Raw genomic sequence first — 17,271 nt, 5'->3', positions numbered from 1 at the left:
CCCCTTCTCTTCCCGATCCTTCCCTTCAATGAACACGAATGCGGCATTGCCGCCTCCGCCGCGCTGGTCAACCTCGGCCGCCGCGATGCTGGTCGCACTCGCCAGCGCCTTCGCCCTGAGCCAGGCCTTCCGCACCGTCGGCGCCATGATGGCAACGCCGCTCGCCAGTCACTTCGGCCTGACGCCACAACAGCTCGGCACCTGGGCCGGCACCTTTCACTTCATGTTCGGCATCATGCAGCTCGCGATGGGCGTGTCGATCGACATGTTCGGCGTGCGCCGTACGGTGCTGGTCGCCTTTCCGCTGGCCATCGCGGGCGCGGCGCTGTGCGCAATGGCGTCGAGCTTCGGCGCCCTGCTGCTGGGGCAGGCGCTGATCGGCGTCGGCTGCGCGCCGGCCTTCCTGGTGTGCACGGTGTTCATCGCACGGCACTTCGACGCCTCGCGCTTCACCGCCATGTCGGGACTGGTGATGAGCATGGCCGGCCTGGGCATCCTGTTCACCGGCACGCCGCTGGCCTTGCTGATCGAGGCTTCCTCGTGGCGCGCGGGGTACGCGGTGCTGGCCGGGTTCGCCGTGCTCTCGTGGATCGTCATCTTCTGGCGCGTGCACGAGCCGGTGCGTGCGGTGGACCAGGCGAGCCCGCAGGCAGTGCCGGCCGAGCGCCAGTCGCTACGCAAGGCGGTGCGCGAGCTGCTGCCGCTGTTCGCGATGCCGCACACCCTGGGCCTGCTGTGCTTCGCCTGCGTGTCGTACGCGGCCTTCATCACGCTGCGCGGCCTGTGGCTCGGGCCGGTGTTGCACGACCGGCACGGCCTGTCGCTGGTGGCCAGCGGCAATGTCGCATTGGTCATGACGGTCGCCGGCATGCTCAGCCCGGCGCTGTTCGGCCGGATGGACCCGGGCGGCGCACGCCGCGCACACTGGATGATGGGATGTTCGTTCGCCGGCGCGCTGATGTTCGGCGCCATGGCGCTGACGCAATCGCGCGCGGTGGACATCGGCCTGCCGGTCTTCTACGGCCTGCTTTCGGGCTACAGCGTGCTGCAGTACGCCTACACCAGGAACGCCTACCCCGCTGCGATGACGGGACGCGCGATGGCGCTGCTCAACATGGCGATGTTCCTCGGCGTGTCGCTGATGCAGTGGACGACGGGCGTGGCCGCGTCGTGGGCCGTGGCGAATGGCGTCGAGCCGTTCCGCGCGGTGTTCCTCACGGTCGCGGGCATGCTGGCCGCGGGCACGCTCGCGTTCCTCGTGCTGCCGCGCGCGGCGCCGGTGCGGCTCAGCGCTTGATCGCCAGCATCAGCACGCCGCCCGCGGTCATTGCGACGACGGCCTCGTCCATGTCTTCGCGCATGCCGTCAGTCTTCCTGCAGGCTGCGGGCCGCCTTCTGCAGCGCAACTTTCTGCGCACGCCGCTCGGCGCGATGCGTGCGCAGGTGGCGCCCTGCCTTCTGGTTCGATTCGCCGCGCGCCATCGCGGCCACTACAGGATTGCGAGGTGCCACGCCGGGCACCGAAAAGTAAAACCGGCCCAGACGCTTGTCGTCGTCTCGGGCCTTTCGTTGAGCACTCATGTGCGCACACTCCGAAAAACAGAAAGGCCCCGGCGAATGGCTGCGCGGGGCCTTTGTCGACGGGCCTCGGGCGGGTGCATGGATGCACGTCCGGCCGGGGCGGTCGGTGTGCGGATCAGGTGTTCAGGAAACGGTTCATTGGATTGGTTTGTCGCCCGGGAGGTTGGTCGTCGCCAGGCGCGGTGAAAAGAAACAGTCGCTGAAAAACGAAGGGCGGATTTTGGCGAGCCCGCATGCGACGCGCAAGCGCCGCATGGGTGGTTGTGGCGCGAAGCCGACGCGGTGCCGTCGCGTGAATCCAGTTGCGCGGCCGCGCCGTATCCGACTCAAGCGCATCGCGCCTCCGAGCTGCTGGCGGTTTCCACAGTCACCTTCCACCAAGAACCTTTCTTTCCAGGAGCCTTCAATGAAGAAACTCATGATTGCAGTCGGCGTTTCGGTCCTGCTCGGCGCTTGCGCGAGCGGCACGGCCATGAGCGACAGCGGCGGCGGCATGTCGTCGAACCCGATGGTCGGCGGCGCGGCGATGTACCCGACGAAGGACATCGTCGACAACGCCGTGAATTCGAAGGACCACACCACGCTGGTCGCGGCCGTGAAAGCCGCGGACCTCGTGGGCACGCTCAAGAGCCCCGGCCCGTTCACCGTGTTCGCACCGACCAACGCGGCTTTCGCTGCACTGCCGGCCGGCACGGTCGACACGCTGCTCAAGCCCGAGAACAAGCCCACGCTGAGCAAGGTGCTGACCTACCACGTGGTGCCCGGCCGGATGGATGGCCCGGCGCTGATGAGCGCCATCAACGCAGGCGGCGGCAAGGCCACGCTGAAGACCGCGAGCGGCGGCACGCTGATCGCGACGATGAGCGGCAGCAACGTGATGGTGACCGATGCCAAGGGCGGCACGGCGATGGTGACGATCGCCAACGTCTACCAGTCGAACGGGGTGATCCACGTCGTGAACAAGGTGCTGCTGCCGGGTTGATCGCAACCTTCTTCAGCGCCGGCGCGACGTGCCTTCAGGTCCGCCGCGCCGCTTCCGCTTCGTCGCGCAGCCACTGCGCGAAATCCTGCGCGTCGCGGTTGCTCCCGGCGCGCTTCGACATCTCGACGAAGTAGCCGCGGCGCGACGCGGCGCCCTCGCCCAGCGGTGCGACCAGGTGGCCGTCTCTCACCAGGTCCTGCAGCAGCGGCAACCGGCCGATCACCACGCCCTGGCCCGCCACGGCCGCGGCCACCGCGTCGGCGTATTGCGTGAAGCGCAGCGTGCTCTTCATGCGCAGGTCGGCGAGCCCCATGACCTTGAGCCAGGGCTCCCAGTCGGTCGTCGGTGCTTCGCTGTGGTCCGGGTACTCGATGGTGAGCAGCGTGAGTCCCGAAAGATCCGAGGGCGCGTGCAAGGCCGCCGCGAGCTGCGGGGCACACAGCGGCACCAACGACTCCTCGAACAGCGCCGCGCCGACGCCGCGATCGATCGGCACGAAGCGCACCGCCAGGTCGATGCGGCTGCGCTCCAGGTCGAGCACGTCGAGCGTGGCCGACACGCGCACGTCGACCTGCGGATGGCTGCCGGTGAAGCGCACGAGCCGCGGAATGAGCCACAGCGATGCGAAGCCCGGCGTGGTGGTGATCGCCACCTGGCGCGGCGCGGCACTGGCGCGCACGCGCGCAGTGGCGTCGCGCAGGCGCTCCAGGCTGTCGGTGACGGCACGCTGCAGCACGCCGCCGGCCTCGGTGAGCGACAGCGCGCGGTGGCGGCGCTCGAACAGCAGCACGCCCAGGCTGGCTTCGAGCTGCTGGATCTGCCGGCTCACGGCCGACTGCGTCAGGTGCAGCTCGCCGGCCGCGAGCGTGAAGCTCAGCCGGCGCGCGGCCGCCTCGAAACTGCGCAGCAATTCGAGCGGCGGCAGCTCGCCATTCATGGCGCCGGAGGGTTTGACATTCTCTAGGCGCATGCAAAGAGTTCCGAATGACCGTGTGCAAATGAGGGACCAGCTCACTATATTCATTCGTATCACGAATGCAATGGAGCTTGCCATGAGCACCTCTTCCCCCGCTTCTTCCCGCTTCCACGTCAGCCTGCCGAAACGTTCCGTCTTCGCCGTACCCGATGGCGCGGGCGTGGGCATCGAATGCCGAAGCGGCTCGGTCTGGGTCACGCTCGACCGCGACCCGCGCGACATCGTGCTGGAGCCCGGCAATCGCTTCGAGAGCACCGAGCACCGGCGCGTGCTGGTGTCGGCGCTGGAGGCGTCGTGCATCACCGTGTCGGATGCGCGGCCGGCCGCCATGCCTCTGTCGAAGGGCACGGGCACCCGGTCGCCTTGGCGACTTCCGTCACACGGGTTGTCCCCGGCTTGACCCGGGCTCGCGTGCATCGAACCATCGATGCCCATGAGCCCCGACGCACCCACCTCCACCGCCCGATGAGCGACCAGCCCTACATCCTCCAGGAGCTGGTCGACGGCATCGCCACGCTCACGCTGAATCTTCCCGCCAAGCTCAACCCGATCGCGCGCGAGCTGCAGGTCGAACTGCGCGATGCGCTGGAACGCATCCGCGACGACCGCGCGGTGCGCGCAGTGATCCTCACGGGCGCCGGCAAGGCCTTCTGCGTGGGCGCCGACCTGAGCGCGATGGCGCCGGGCGACGAGGGCAAGTCCCTCGGCACGCAGACGGCCGAGTGGATGCAGGAGCTCAGCAATCCGCTGATCGAGGCGCTGCGCACGCTGCCTGTTCCCGTGGTCGCCGCCGTCAATGGCCCCGCGGCCGGCGCTGGCGTGGGCCTTGCGCTGGCAGCCGACGTGACCATTGCCGCGCGCAGCGCATATTTCTACCTGCCCTTTCTGCCCAAGCTCGGCATCGTGCCGGACCTAGGCTGCACCTGGGCCATTCCGCGCCGCGCCGGCCGGGCGCGCGCCATGGGCATGGCGCTGCTCGACGAGCGCGTGGGCGCGGGGCGTGCTGTGCAATGGGGCCTGATCTGGGGTTGCGTGGACGACGAGCAGTTGATGGAGGAGGCCAAGGGCATCGCGCAGCGCCTCGCCCGCCTGCCGGCGCATGCAGTGCTCGAGGCACGCGAGGCCTTCGAGGCCTCGGAGCGCCACACGCTGAAGGAGCAGCTGCACTACGAGAGCGAGCGCCAGCGCGAGCTGATCGACCGCCCGAGCTTCCGCGAAGGCGTGAGCGCCTTCCTGCAGAAACGCCCGCCGGTCTTCGAAAGCCGCTGACATCCTGTCACCCTGACACTGGCGCCTGCCGGGGGGCTGCGGGAGAATGCCGCGCATGCCCATCCTCAACGCCTTCTACGCCCAGTCGGGCGGTGTCACCTCGGTCATCAACGCGTCGGCCTGCGGCGTGATCGAGACGGCGCGAAAACATCCCGACCGCATCGGCAAGCTCTACGCGGGGCGCAACGGCATCATCGGCGCGCTGACCGAGGAGCTGATCGACACCGGCGCCGAATCGCCCGAGGCGATCGCGGCGCTGCGCAGCACGCCCTCGGGCGCTTTCGGTTCGTGCCGCTACAAGCTCAAGTCGCTCGAGAAGAACCGGCGCGAGTACGAGCGGCTGATCGAGGTGTTCAAGGCGCACGGCATCGGCTACTTCTTCTACAACGGCGGCGGCGATTCGGCCGACACCTGCTTCAAGGTGAGCCAGCTGTCGCAGTCGATGGGCTATGCGCTGCAGGCCATCCACGTGCCCAAGACCATCGACAACGACTTGCCGCTGACCGACTGCTGTCCCGGCTTCGGCTCGGTTGCGAAGTACGTGGCGGTGTCGACCATCGAGGCCTCGTTCGACGTGCGTTCGATGGCGGCAACATCGACCAAGGTGTTCGTGCTCGAAGTGATGGGGCGGCACGCGGGCTGGATCGCCGCGGCGGGCGGGCTGGCAGCGGACCAGGGCATTCCGGTGGTGGTGCTGTTCCCGGAGATCGAGTTCGACAAGCCGCGCTTCATCGCGCGCGTCGACGAACTGGTGAAGCAGCACGGGTATTGCTCGGTGGTGGTGTCCGAAGGCTGCCACCACCCCGACGGCACCTTCCTTGCCGAGCAGGGCACGCGCGACGCCTTCGGCCATGCGCAGCTCGGCGGCGCGGCACCGGTGGTGGCGCAGATGGTCAAGGAAGCGCTGGGCCACAAGTTCCACTGGGCGGTGGCCGACTACCTGCAGCGCGCGGCGCGCCACATCGCCTCGGCCACCGACGTGAAGCAGGCCTACGAGCTGGGACAGCGCGCGGTGGAGCTGGCGCTCGAAGGCCGCAATGCCGTCATGCCCACCATCGAGCGCACGTCCGATGTGCCTTATGCCTACCGCCTGGGCTGCGCGCCGCTCGAATCCGTGGCCAACGTCGAGAAGCCGATGCCGCGCGATTTCATCTCGGACGATGGCTACGGCATCACCGAGCAGTGCCGGCGCTACCTGCTGCCGCTGATCGAGGGCGAGGACTACCCGGACTACAGCGGCGGGTTGCCGGTCTACGTGACGCTGCAGAACGTGGCGGTGGCGAAGAAGCTGCCGGCTTTCGAGATCGCATGACGACTTCGGCGGCGGCCACCGGCCTGATCGACGCCACGCGCTGCCCGCTGTGCGGCGAGGCGAACCGCTGCGCAATGGAAATCGAACGCGAGACGGGCCAGGCGCAGCCGCCCTGCTGGTGCATGCAGGCCGACTTCGGCAAGGCGCCGCTCACGAACCTGCCGGAAGACATGCGCGGGCTGGCGTGCATCTGCATGCGCTGCGCGACCGGCGCACCACCGGCTCAGGACTGAGCAGGGCTCTGCGATTGCCCCTGTGACTGCTCCTGTTCGTCGGGTGCGGAATCGGCCACGTCGCTGGCCACCACCATCGTCGGCGCACTGCCCGGCCGCTGCTGAGTGATCACCCGGTGGATGAACTGCAGCTTGCCCACGGCCGCGCGCGGCAGCACGAAGGGGTAGTAGTCGGGCTGCCCCATGCTGCGCGACAGCTCGTTGAGCACGTTGGTGAGCAGCACCCAGCCGTTGATGAAGTCGAGGAACTTGCCGGCATCGGGAGCATCCGGCTGCCAGAGGTCGTCGGTGGTGAAGAGGTCGCTTGCCAGCTCGACGTTGGTTGCGTCGACACCGAAGCTCATCGCGGTGTCCGCCGTATCGGCCATGTGCAGGTAGTGGGCCCAGGTCTCGGCCCAGTCTTCCCAGGGATGCGTGCTCGCGTAGCTGCTCACGAAGCGGTCGGCCCAGTCGGGCGGCGGACCCTGTTCGTAGTGGTGCTGCAGCGCAGCGGCGTAGTCGGCGCGTTCGTCGCCGAAGAGCGCGCGGAAGTCGTCGATCCACGGCGTGGGCAGCACCAGCAGGTCCCAGTAGTAGTGGCCGACCTCGTGGCGGAAGTGGCCCAGCAGCGTGCGGTAGGGCTCGCGCATCTCGGCGCGGATGCGCTCGCGCACGGCGTCCTCGGCCTCCTCGGCATTGAGCGTGATCACGCCGTGCTGGTGGCCGGTCATCACATGCGGGCCGCCCGGCATGTTGCTCAGGAAGTCGAAGGTCAGCCCGTGCACGGGATCGGCGTGGCGGCTCACCACCGGCAGGCCGAGTGCGAGCAGCTGCGAGATGAGCCGGCGCTTGGCGGTCTCGAGCTTGCCCCAGAGTTCGCCGTTGGCTTCCACCGAAAGATCGGGAATGGTGCGGGTGACGCTGCAGGCCAGGCAGTAGCCGGGCGCGAGGCCCTGGGTGTCGTCGGGCAGGGTCTCGCCTTCGCGTGCGGCAGGCACCATCCAGCTGCAGGCTGCCGGGGTCATGAGGTTCGTGCAGCGGCGGTAGGTCTTGCCATGCGGATCGCCGAACACGGTGAAGGTGTCGGGCTGGGCGCCCTCGCCCACCGCCGGCGCGAGCGGCATCACGCCGAGCCGGTCGATCACGTAGCCGAGCGGCGTGTGGCAGGCCAGGCATTTGCTGTTGCGCAGGAACACGGGGCGGCCGCACTGGCAGCGGTAGGCGCGGCTCACGGTCGGCGCGGCCAGCTCGGTCGCGAGCGTGGGGGAACCTTCCGGCTCGGCGGGGGCCGGTTGGGCGTTGGCTTGTTGTTCGTCGGGCACGGTGTCCATGTGTTGTTTCGATCTTGTTCCTGACGCTGAGGGGACAGCCGACGCATTGTGCGGGCCACCCGTCGCGCCCCCGCCCGCGCAAAGACCGATATGCTTGTAGGACGACGGACCCGAGACATTCCGCCGCCCCCATGACCTCCCCACAGACCTCCGAAGCAGCGACCACGCCGGCCCCGCCCTCCATCGGCACGCTGCGCGAACGCTATGGCGAGCGCTACCGCTGGTACCTGCTGCTGTCGGTCATGGTGGGCACGATGGCGTCGATCATGTCCTCGACCATCGTCAACGTGGCGATCCCGGGCATGAGCCACCACTTCTCGCTCGGCCAGGAACGCGCGCAGTGGGTGAGCTCCGGCTTCATGGTGGCGATGACGGTGTCGATGCTCACCACGCCCTGGCTGCTGTCGCGCTACGGCTACCGGCGCACCTACGTGGGCACCATGCTGCTGCTGCTCGCAGGCGGTATCGTGGGCGGCGTGGCCAACGACTTCTCGCTGGTGCTGCTCGCGCGCGTGGCCGAGGGGCTGGCGGCGGGCGTGGTGCAGCCCATCCCGGCCATCATCATCCTGCGCGCCTTCGAGCCGCACGAACAGGGACGCGCGAGCGGCATCTTCGGCATGGGCGTGGTGCTGGCGCCGGCGGTGGGGCCGAGCATCGGCGGGGTGCTGGTCGACCTGTTCGGCTGGCGCTCGATCTTCTTCATGGTGGTGCCGTTCTGCCTGGCCTCGCTGTGGCTGGCCTACAAGTTCGTGCCGACCACCGCGCCGGGCGGCGTGGCTGCGGCGCGCGGCGGGGGGCTCGACGCGCGCGGGCTGGCGCTGGGCACGGTCGGCACGCTGTGCCTGCTGAACGGGCTGGTCGCGCTGCGCGGCGATTCGCCCCTGCAGGCCGGCCTGCTGCTGGCGGGCGCGCTGGTGTCGTTCGCCGCCTTCGTGTGGTGGCAGCGGCGGCTCGCGGCCTCGGGCGGCACGCCGCTGATGAACCTCGCGCTGTTCCAGTACCGGCAATTCGCCATGGGCAGCGTGGTGGCCTTCATCTACGGCACGGCGCTGTTCGGTTCGACCTACCTGCTGCCGGTATACATGCAGGTGGGCCTGCATCTGTCGGCCTCGCACGTGGGCACCATCCTGCTGCCGGCGGGCATCGTGCTCGCGCTGACCATCGCCGGCGTCGGCCGGCTGGCCGACCAGCACCCGACCTGGGTGCTGGTGACGATCGGCCTCGCGCTGCTGGCGGCGTCGTTCGCGCTGATGATGGTGCTGCGGCTCGACAGCGCGCTGTGGCTGCTGGTGGCCTTCGCGATCATCGGGCGCATCGGGCTGGGCTTCATCCTGCCCTCGCTCAACCTGGGCTCGATGCGGCCGCTGGCCAAGCCGCTGATCCCGCAGGGCGCGAGCGCCATCAACTTCGTACGCATGCTGGGCGGCGCGGCGGGCGTGAGCCTGTGCGCCATCGTTCTCGAGTGGCGGCTGGCGGCGCATGGCGATTCGCTCGCCAACCCGATGAGCAGCCCGGCGCGGCTGGCCGCCTTCGATGAGGTGTTCGCGATGCTGGCAGGGCTTTGCGCGATTGCCATCTGCGCGGCTTGGCAGTTGCGCCACCCACCACAACAAGGGTAAGCACTCAGTACTACCTAAGACCCCATCGTTTCTAATTGTTAACAGTTGTTAAACACAGTTAGAGTGGGTCTTACATCATGCAACGCAGAAGTTTTATCGCCTCGACGGCAGTTCTCGCCGGCGGCCTCGCGCGGCTCTCGTCTGTGCAAGCCGCCGAGGCGGGGGTGAGCGACAGTGAAATCGTGCTCGGCAGTTCGGCCGTGCTGAGCGGTCCGCTCGGCTCGCAGATCAAGGTCGTGCACAACGGTGCCGCGCTGGCGTTCGATTCGGTCAACGAACAGGGCGGCGTGGGCGGACGCAAGATCAAGATGGTGGCGCTGGACGACGAGCTGAAGGCCGACAAGGCGGTGGAAAACTACGGCAAGCTGCTGAACGACCACCGCGTGTTCGCCTTCTTCGGTTGCGTGGGCTCGGGCACGACGGCCGCTGCGGCCAAGCTGCTGCAGCAGAGCGGCGCGCCCAGCGTGGGCGGCTACGGGGTGGGCGACAGCGCGCGCGAACGCGTGGCGGGCTCGGCCTACTTCGTGCGCGCCAGCAACGCACGCGAAGCACAGGCCCTGGTCGAGCACCTGGCCACCATCGGCGTGAACAAGATTGCCATCGCCCACCTCGACAACCCCGGCGGCGCCGAGGCGGTCAAGCTGATCGAGGCGGCCATGGCCCCCCGCAAGCTCGCCCCGACGGCCACGGTCATGGTCAAGGGCGACGGCTCGAACGCCGCCGCCGCCGGCAAGGCGCTGGCCGACAGCCAGTCCCAGGCCATCCTGATGTACCTGGCCGGCACCGTGGCGGGCGAGGTGATCAAGGCCACCTACGACGCCGGCAGCAAGCCGATGTTCTATGGCATGTCGATCGTGCCGGGCGAGGTCACGGCCAAGGTGGTGCCCCTGCAGGCGGGCGGCCTGGCGATCTCGCAGGTCATGCCCTATCCCTGGGGCGAGGTGGAAACCGTGACGCGCGACTATCGCCGGCTGGCCGAGCGGGCGCAGGTGCCGGTGGGCTACGGCAGCTTCGAGGGCTACCTGAACGCACTGGTGATGATCGAAGCGCTCAAGCGCACCGGCCGCGACCTGACGCGCGCGCGCCTGCACGCGACGCTGCGCGCGCTCAAGCTGCGCCTGGCCGGCATGGACATCGATTTCTCGACCGGCGGCACCACCGGCTCGCGCTTCATCGAGATGGTGCGCGTCACGCCCGAAGGCCGCTTCGTGCGCTGAAAGGGCGAGCGGATTCGCCAAGCGGCTGGCGCTCGCGCTTTAATGGCGCCATGTGCCAATTGCTTGGAATGAATTGCAACACGCCCACGGACGTGACCTTCAGCTTCACCGGCTTCGCTCAACGCGGCGGCCGCACCGATCATCACGCCGATGGCTGGGGCATCGCGTTCTTCGAGGACCGCGGGCTGCGCCACTTCGTCGATCACCAGCCGGCGTGCGAATCGCCGGTGGCGGAGCTGATCCGGCGCTACCCCATACAGAGCCGCAACGTCATCGCGCACATCCGCAAGGCGACGCAGGGCGAGGTCAACCTGCAGAACTGCCACCCGTTCGTGCGGGAGCTCTGGGGGCGCTACTGGGTGTTCGCCCACAACGGCGACCTGAAGGAATTCCGCCCGCGCCTGCACGGCAACTTCCATCCGGTGGGCAACACTGACAGCGAGCACGCCTTCTGCTGGATCATGCAGGAGCTGGCCAAGTCGCATGCGGGCGTGCCGAGCATCGATGAGCTGACGCTCACGCTGCGCGAACTGGCACCGCAGCTCGCGGCGCACGGCACCTTCAACTTCATGCTGTCCAACGGGCAGGCGCTGTGGGCGCATGCCTCGACCAACCTCTGGTACGTGGAGCGCCGCCATCCCTTCGTGACGGCGCAGTTGTCGGACGAAGACCTGGAGATCGACTTCGCACGGCACACCACGCCCAACGACCGCGTGGCCGTGGTCGTGACCGCACCGCTGACCACCAACGAGACATGGACGCAGTTCACGCCAGGCGAACTGCATGTGTTCGTGGACGGTCAGCGCTCAGTGCGCTGAAGCCCGGGCCAGGTGCGCCTCGAGCGCATCGACGAACATCGCCGGCACGTCGAAGCCCGTCTGCTCGGTGATTTCCTGGAAGCAGGTCGGGCTGGTCACGTTGATCTCGGTGACCGAGTCGCCGATCACGTCGAGCCCGATCAGCAGCAGACCGCGCGGCGCGAGCGTGCGTCCCACGGTCTCGGCGATCTCGCGATTGCGCGCCGTGAGCGGCTGCGCCACGCCCTTGCCGCCGGCCGCCAGATTGCCGCGCACCTCGGTGCCCTGCGGAATGCGCGCCAGCACGAAAGGCGCCGGCTCGCCCGCGATGATCAGGATGCGCTTGTCGCCCTGTACCACTTCCGGCACGAAGCGCTGCACCATGATCGTTTCGGCGCCGTCCTTGTTGAGCGTCTCGACGATGGAGCCGAGGTTCAGCGCGTCCTGCTTCACGCGGAAGATGCCCATGCCGCCCATGCCGTCGAGCGGCTTCAGGATGATGTCGCCGTGCTCCGCGTGGAAGTCGCGCACGGCCTGCGCGCTGCGCGTGACCAGCGTGGGCGTGACGAACTGCGGAAACTCCATGATCGCGAGCTTCTCGGGGTGGTCGCGCAGCGCGCGCGGCGAGTTCACCACCTGCGCACCCTCGCGCTCGGCCTGCTCCAGCAGGTGCGTGGCATAGATGTATTCGGCGTCGAAGGGCGGGTCCTTGCGCATCAGCACGGCGTCGAAATCCTTCAGCGCCTTGGCCTCGGTGATGTCGACGGCGTACCAGTCCCGGGCGTCGCCGGTCAGCGTGATCTGCTGCACCGTGGCCGTGACCACGCCGCCCGATTTCCACTGGATGTCCTGCGGCAGGCAGGCGGCAATGCGATAACCGCGGCGCTGCGCCTCGCGCATCATCGAGAAGGTCGTGTCCTTGTAGATCTTGAAGTGATCGAGCGGATCGGCGACGAAGAGGATGTTTTTCATCAGGCGTTCTTTCTTGCGGTGCCGGGTACGGTGGCCAATGGCATGGGATATCGGGCGCGATGTTGCCGGAAGCGGCGATGTCCTTGCCGGCGGGGGCTTTTTCCCCTCTTGAACCCGCAGCATCGGACGATTGTGCCGGGAGCCCGCAATCGCAGGATTGTCAACAATCCCGGCCTCGTAACGTCAACCATCCGGCACGGGAATTGCATAAATCCGGCTCCGACAACTACCGGAGAACCTCGTGGAGACATCCGTTTCGCAGGGCAGCCCTGCTCCCGATCCCGCCGCCGTGGTCGACGAATTCCTTCGCCTGGTGATGATCCCGGACCCGCAGTCGGCCTCCCGCTTCACCGCGCCCGACATCCGCATCCGCTTCACCGGCAACCGCCCGATGAAGGCGCCCGGCGACACCTCGGCCTTCAACGCGAAGCGCTATGCATGGGTCAAGAAGAAGATCGAGCGCACCGAAACGGTGGCTGGCGGCACGCCCGAGGAAACGGTGGTCTACAGCCTCGGCACGCTCTACGGTGCATGGCCCGACGGCACGGCCTTCGAAGGCAATCGCTATGTCGACCGTTATGTGGTGCGCCACGGCCTGATCGTGCAGATGGACGTCTGGAACGACAGCGCCGAATGGCTGCTGGTGCGCGCCGGCCTCGCCGTGCTGTGAGGCCGCCGGCATGAGCACGCGCTGGCCCGACCGGCTCCCCACGCACGACCGCTTCGACTACCGGCCCATCACGCGGCGTCCCGACTACGCGTGGCCGAACGGCGCGCGGCTGGCGGTGTACATCGGCTTCAACGTCGAGCATTTCGCCTTCGGCGACGGGCTGGGCGCGTGCATCGGCCCGGCCTCGCCGCAACCCGACGTGCTCAACCACGGCTGGCGCGAGTATGGCAACCGCGTCGGCGCGTGGCGTTGCCTGGAACTGTTCGACGCGCTCGCGCTGCCCACAGGCGCGCTCGTCAACACCGCGCTGTACGACCACTGCCCCGAGTTGGTCCAGGCGCTGGTGGCGCGCGGCGACGAACTGATCGGCCACGGCCACAGCAATGCCGAGCGCCAGGGCGTGCTCGACGAGGAGCACGAGCGCGCACTGCTGCTGCGCTGCCGCGAGCGCATGCTGCGCGAAAGCGGGCAGGCGCCCACCGGCTGGCTCTCGCCATGGATCTCCGAAAGCGTCCTCACGCCCGACCTGCTGGCCGAGACCGGCTACGGCTACACCCTCAACTGGTGCCACGACGACCAGCCGCTGCGCATGCGCACGCGCGGTGGCGGTTCGCTGTGGTCGGTGCCGTACCCGCAGGAACTCAACGACATCCCGATGATCGTCGGCCGCCTGATGGACGCGAAGGACTTCAGCGCCATGGTGATCGACAACTTCGAGGAAATGCTTGACCAGTCGCGCGCGCAGCCGCTGGTGATGGGCCTGGCGCTGCATCCGTACATCGTCGGGCAGCCCTACCGGCTGAGGCACCTGCGCACCGCGCTCGCGCGCCTGGCGCAGGCGCGCGAGCGGGGCGATGTCTGGTTCACCACGCCGGGCGCGATCGCCTCGCATGTGGCGAGGCTCGAGAGGGATCGGCCCGGGGAGTTCGGCTGAGGCGTACCGCGCCAGGCCTCAGATCTCGATCTTCGACCCCAGCTCCACCACCGCGTTGTTCGGCAGCCCCAGGAACGCCGCCGCTCCGCTCGCGTTGTGGTGCATCTGCGCGAACAGCTTCTCGCGCCACGGCGCCATGCCGCTGCCGAGCGTGGGGATGACCACGTCGCGCGACAGGAAGTAGCTGGTCGTCATCTGTTCCAGCTGGCAGCCGCGCATGCGCGCGTTTTCGAGTGCGCGCGGCAGGTCGATGTCGTTCTTGAAGCCGTAGTGCACCATGATCTGCCAGCAGTGGTGGCCGAGCGCCTCGATCTCGATGCGCTTGTCCATCGGGATCCATGGCACCTCGTGGTTGCGCACGGTCACGAACATGTTCTGCTCGTGCAGCACCTTGTTGTGCTTCAGGTTGTGCAGCAGCGCGTTGGGCACGGTGCCCGGCTCGGCCGTGAGGAACACCGCCGTGCCGTCCACGCGTGCCGGCGGGCTCACGAACACCGAGCCGAGAAAGGACTTCAGGTCGATCGCATCGGCATGCTGCGCCTCGCCCATCAGGCGGCGGCCTTCCTTCCACGTGATCATCAGCGTGAAGACGAAGCCGCCGATCAGCAGCGGGAACCAGCCGCCTTCGAACAGCTTGAGCAGGTTCGACGCGAAGAACAGGAAGTCGACGACGAAGAAGACCGCGGTCGACGCGATGCAAAGCGCCAGCGGCAGCTTCCACGCATAGCGGATCACGAAGAAGGTCAGCACCGTGGTGATCAGCATGTCGGTGGTCACGGCGATGCCGTAGGCCGCGGCCAGGCTGCTCGACGAGCGGAACATAACCACCGCCAGCACGATGGCCACGAACAGGCCCCAGTTGACCAGCGGGATATAGATCTGGCCCGCCGTACGCACGCTGGTGTGCTCGATGTTCAGGCGCGGCAGGTAGCCCAGCTGAATGACCTGGCGCGTGACGCTGAAGGCGCCCGTGATCAGGGCCTGCGACGCGATCACGGTGGCCGCGGTGGCCAGCAGCACCAGCGGGATGAGCGCCCATTCGGGCGCCATCATGAAGAACGGGTTCTTCACCGCCTCGGGGTTCTCCAGCAGCAGCGCGCCCTGGCCGAAGTAGTTGAGCGTGAGCGCCGGCATCACCACCGAGAACCACGCGATGCGGATCGGGCTCTTGCCGAAGTGCCCCAGGTCGGCGTACAGCGCCTCGGCGCCGGTCACGCACAGCACGGTGGCGCCCAGCAGGATGAAGCTGGTGCCGGGGTTGTCCCACATGAACTTCAGCGCGTAGAACGGATTCAGCGCCTTCAGGATCTCGGGGTGGTGCAGGATCTGGGACACGCCGAGCACGGCGATCGCCAGGAACCACACCAGCGTGATCGGCCCGAAGAACTTGCCGATGCCTGCCGTGCCGCGCTTCTGCACCACGAACAGGCAGAACAGCACGACCAGCGTGAGCGGAATGACGTAGTGCGTGAAGTGCGGCGACACCACCTCCAGGCCCTCGACCGCCGAGAGCACCGAGATGGCCGGGGTGATGACCCCGTCGCCATAGAAAAGCGAGGTGCCGAAGATGCCGACCACCAGCAGCACGTGGCGCAGCCTGGGCTTGTCGGCCACCGCGCGGGAGGCCAGCGCGAGCATGGCGACGAGGCCGCCTTCGCCTTCGTTGTCGGCGCGCAGCACGAGCACGACGTACTTGATGGAGACGATGACGGTGAGCGTCCAGAAGAACATCGAGAGGATGCCGTAGACGTTCCCGACGGTGAACGGCACATGGCCGTGGCCGAACACTTCCTTGACGGCATACAGCACGCTGGTGCCGATGTCGCCATAGACGACGCCGATGGCGCCGACGATCAGGCCGGCTGAGAGATTTTTGGGGGCTGACACGAGGTCGATGGGAAAGGGACAGGCTGCTGGAATCGACGCGTCAGACACGCCAGGGTGCGACACGGGGGAACTTTAGTTCACCATTGTCACCCCTCCCGCCCTTTTGTTTCCGTTGCTGTGGGGCCGCTATTTTGCCGCTGCTTGCGACCGGCGCAAGCCGCCGCCAGCCACCCCGGGAAATCATTCGTAGATTTCGGCGTCCGGATCGGTCGCTTCCATTTCGTAGCTGGCGGCCACCATGGCCAGCCGGCCCACCACGCCGTACATGTAGAAGCGGTTCGGGGCACTGGCGCCGGGCTTGGCACCGGGCTGAGGCAAGTGCGCACTTTCAGAGAAAGCCAGCGGCACGAAGCTCGCGCCCGGCAGCTTCAGGTTCTCGTCGGCGGCGCGCTCGGCATGCACGCGGTAGAAGCCGCCCACCACGTAGCGATCCATCATGTAGACCACCGGTTCGGCCACGCCGTTGTGCACGCGCTCGTTGGTCAGCACGCCTTCCTGCACGATCAGCTCGGTGGGGTCGCGCAGATCGCGGCTGGCGCCCGGCTTGGCGGCGGGAACGCCGGCCGCAGCGCGGGGCTTGCCGATCAGCGCCTCCACGTCCTTGGCGTCGCGCACCGTCACGACGCCCGGACTGCCGCTGCCGCTGTGACCGCCCTTGACGACCACAAACGGCTTCTCGTTGATGCCGTATTCCTTGTACTTGCGGCGCACCTTGGTCAGCACCGCGTCCACATGGCTGGTCAGCACGTCGATGCCGCGGCCCTCGGCCACGTCCACGCCTTCGGCGCGCGCATAGATCGGGTTGATGAGCCAGGGGTCGATGCCCAGCAGCTTGCCGAAGCGCTTGGACAGCTCCTCGTAGCTGTGCAGGTGGTTGCTCTTGCGGCGCACCGACCAGCCTGCATGCAGCGGCGGCAGCAGATACTGCTCGTGCAAGTCTTCGAGGATGCCAGGCGTTCCCGCAGAAAGCTCGTTGTTGAGGAGAATTGTGCAGGGATCGAAGTTCTTCAGCCCCAGGCGGCGCTTGCTGCGCACCACCGGCTCGAGCGTCACGGTGTCGCCGTTGGGCAACTCGATCTTCTTGGAAGTCTTGATGGCGGGGTCGATGGACCCGATGCGCACATTGAGCCCCGCCATATGGAAGATGCGCACCAGTTGCGCAACGTTGGCGAGATAAAAGGTGTTCTTGGAGTGATTTTCCGGAATGACGAGCAGGTTGCGCGCTTCCGGACAGATCTTCTCGATGGCCGCCTGCGCGGCCTGCACCGCCAGCGGCAGCATTTCCTTGGTGAGGTTGTTCCAGCCGCCCGGGAACAGGTTGGTGTCGACCGGGGCCAGCTTGAAGCCGGCGTTGCGGATGTCGACGGCGCTGTAGAACGGCGGCGTGTGCTCCATCCACTCGAGCCGGAACCAGCGCTCGATGGCAGGCATCGAGTCGAGCACCCGCTGCTCCAGTTCGTTGATCGGGCCGGTCAGGGCGGTGACGAGATGCGGAACCATGCGGGCGGCCTT

17 protein-coding genes are annotated in these 17,271 nt (G+C 67.8%); 11 read left to right on the top strand and 6 right to left on the bottom strand.

Features of this window, described 5'->3' with window-relative positions; translation table 11 throughout:
- Positions 1-28: 28 nt before the first annotated feature.
- Entirely contained in the window at positions 29-1,297 is a 1,269-nt protein-coding gene (locus tag ACEN9N_RS27090) for an MFS transporter (RefSeq protein ID WP_007837671.1), read from the top strand.
- Positions 1,298-1,365: 68 nt separating this feature from the next.
- Here ACEN9N_RS27090 and ACEN9N_RS27085 read toward each other — a convergent pair whose 3' ends face one another.
- A complete protein-coding gene (locus tag ACEN9N_RS27085; RefSeq protein ID WP_007837669.1) occupies positions 1,366-1,581 on the bottom strand; it encodes a hypothetical protein in 216 nt (71 codons plus the stop codon).
- Between the two features lie 406 nt (positions 1,582-1,987).
- Here ACEN9N_RS27085 and ACEN9N_RS27080 point away from each other — a divergent pair, with 406 nt between their 5' ends.
- Positions 1,988-2,563, top strand: coding sequence for a fasciclin domain-containing protein (locus ACEN9N_RS27080; protein ID WP_007837667.1), 576 nt, complete (start codon positions 1,988-1,990; stop codon positions 2,561-2,563).
- 34 nt (positions 2,564-2,597) lie between these two features.
- On the opposite strand, the gene ACEN9N_RS27075 is transcribed toward ACEN9N_RS27080, so the two are convergent.
- Positions 2,598-3,533, bottom strand: coding sequence for a LysR substrate-binding domain-containing protein (locus tag ACEN9N_RS27075; protein ID WP_495654949.1), 936 nt, complete (start codon positions 3,531-3,533; stop codon positions 2,598-2,600).
- 82 nt (positions 3,534-3,615) lie between these two features.
- Here ACEN9N_RS27075 and ACEN9N_RS27070 point away from each other — a divergent pair, with 82 nt between their 5' ends.
- The 4 genes from ACEN9N_RS27070 (at position 3,616) to ACEN9N_RS27055 (ending at position 6,353) form a co-directional block, all read left to right on the top strand.
- A complete protein-coding gene (locus tag ACEN9N_RS27070; protein ID WP_007837663.1) occupies positions 3,616-3,939 on the top strand; it encodes a DUF2917 domain-containing protein in 324 nt (107 codons plus the stop codon).
- Positions 3,940-4,004: 65 nt separating this feature from the next.
- The gene (locus ACEN9N_RS27065) at positions 4,005-4,808 is read left to right on the top strand and encodes an enoyl-CoA hydratase-related protein (protein WP_495654948.1); all 804 of its coding nucleotides are present in this window, start codon (positions 4,005-4,007) and stop codon (positions 4,806-4,808) included.
- Positions 4,809-4,863: 55 nt separating this feature from the next.
- Complete coding sequence (locus ACEN9N_RS27060; protein ID WP_495654947.1) at positions 4,864-6,120, top strand: 6-phosphofructokinase; 1,257 nt, start codon at positions 4,864-4,866, stop codon at positions 6,118-6,120.
- A complete protein-coding gene (locus tag ACEN9N_RS27055) occupies positions 6,117-6,353 on the top strand; it encodes a cysteine-rich CWC family protein (RefSeq protein WP_007837657.1) in 237 nt (78 codons plus the stop codon). The genes ACEN9N_RS27060 and ACEN9N_RS27055 overlap by 4 nt, the downstream gene beginning before the upstream one ends.
- Here the strand turns inward: ACEN9N_RS27055 and ACEN9N_RS27050 are convergent.
- Complete coding sequence (locus tag ACEN9N_RS27050) at positions 6,344-7,663, bottom strand: zinc-binding metallopeptidase family protein (protein ID WP_495654946.1); 1,320 nt, start codon at positions 7,661-7,663, stop codon at positions 6,344-6,346. The two genes, ACEN9N_RS27055 and ACEN9N_RS27050, sit on opposite strands and share 10 nt — an antisense overlap.
- A gap of 131 nt (positions 7,664-7,794) precedes the next feature.
- Between ACEN9N_RS27050 and ACEN9N_RS27045 the strand changes: the two genes are divergently transcribed.
- The 3 genes from ACEN9N_RS27045 to ACEN9N_RS27035 all read left to right on the top strand — a co-directional run bounded on the left by ACEN9N_RS27045 (position 7,795) and on the right by ACEN9N_RS27035 (position 11,317).
- Positions 7,795-9,282 carry a DHA2 family efflux MFS transporter permease subunit gene (locus tag ACEN9N_RS27045; RefSeq protein ID WP_413315458.1) on the top strand — a complete coding sequence of 496 codons (1,488 nt, stop codon included), beginning with the start codon at positions 7,795-7,797 and terminating at the stop codon, positions 9,280-9,282.
- Positions 9,283-9,359: 77 nt separating this feature from the next.
- Positions 9,360-10,499 (top strand): ABC transporter substrate-binding protein, encoded by a 1,140-nt coding sequence (locus tag ACEN9N_RS27040; protein ID WP_007837654.1) that lies wholly within the window; start codon positions 9,360-9,362, stop codon positions 10,497-10,499.
- Positions 10,500-10,549: 50 nt separating this feature from the next.
- Positions 10,550-11,317 carry a class II glutamine amidotransferase gene (locus ACEN9N_RS27035; protein ID WP_042674183.1) on the top strand — a complete coding sequence of 256 codons (768 nt, stop codon included), beginning with the start codon at positions 10,550-10,552 and terminating at the stop codon, positions 11,315-11,317.
- On the opposite strand, the gene gshB is transcribed toward ACEN9N_RS27035, so the two are convergent.
- Positions 11,306-12,268, bottom strand: a complete 963-nt coding sequence (gene gshB / locus ACEN9N_RS27030; protein WP_413315457.1) for a glutathione synthase — start codon at positions 12,266-12,268, stop codon at positions 11,306-11,308. The two genes, ACEN9N_RS27035 and gshB, sit on opposite strands and share 12 nt — an antisense overlap.
- 241 nt (positions 12,269-12,509) lie before the next feature.
- Here gshB and ACEN9N_RS27025 point away from each other — a divergent pair, with 241 nt between their 5' ends.
- Entirely contained in the window at positions 12,510-12,938 is a 429-nt protein-coding gene (locus ACEN9N_RS27025) for a hypothetical protein (protein WP_007837651.1), read from the top strand.
- A 10-nt stretch (positions 12,939-12,948) separates the two neighbouring features.
- The gene (locus tag ACEN9N_RS27020; protein WP_495654945.1) at positions 12,949-13,872 is read left to right on the top strand and encodes a polysaccharide deacetylase family protein; all 924 of its coding nucleotides are present in this window, start codon (positions 12,949-12,951) and stop codon (positions 13,870-13,872) included.
- Between the two features lie 18 nt (positions 13,873-13,890).
- Here the strand turns inward: ACEN9N_RS27020 and ACEN9N_RS27015 are convergent, their stop codons facing one another.
- Together ACEN9N_RS27015 and gshA are read right to left on the bottom strand one after the other, a co-directional pair.
- Entirely contained in the window at positions 13,891-15,759 is a 1,869-nt protein-coding gene (locus ACEN9N_RS27015; RefSeq protein ID WP_007837644.1) for a potassium transporter Kup, read from the bottom strand.
- Between the two features lie 180 nt (positions 15,760-15,939).
- Positions 15,940-17,259: a glutamate--cysteine ligase gene (gene gshA / locus ACEN9N_RS27010; protein ID WP_495654944.1), complete on the bottom strand. Its 1,320-nt coding sequence runs from the start codon at positions 17,257-17,259 to the stop codon at positions 15,940-15,942.
- Positions 17,260-17,271: the final 12 nt, after the last annotated feature.

Source organism: Variovorax sp. Varisp46 (assembly GCF_059491885.1).
Note: the sequence above shows the minus strand (reverse complement) of the source record. Positions and strands in the feature narration are given on the sequence as shown.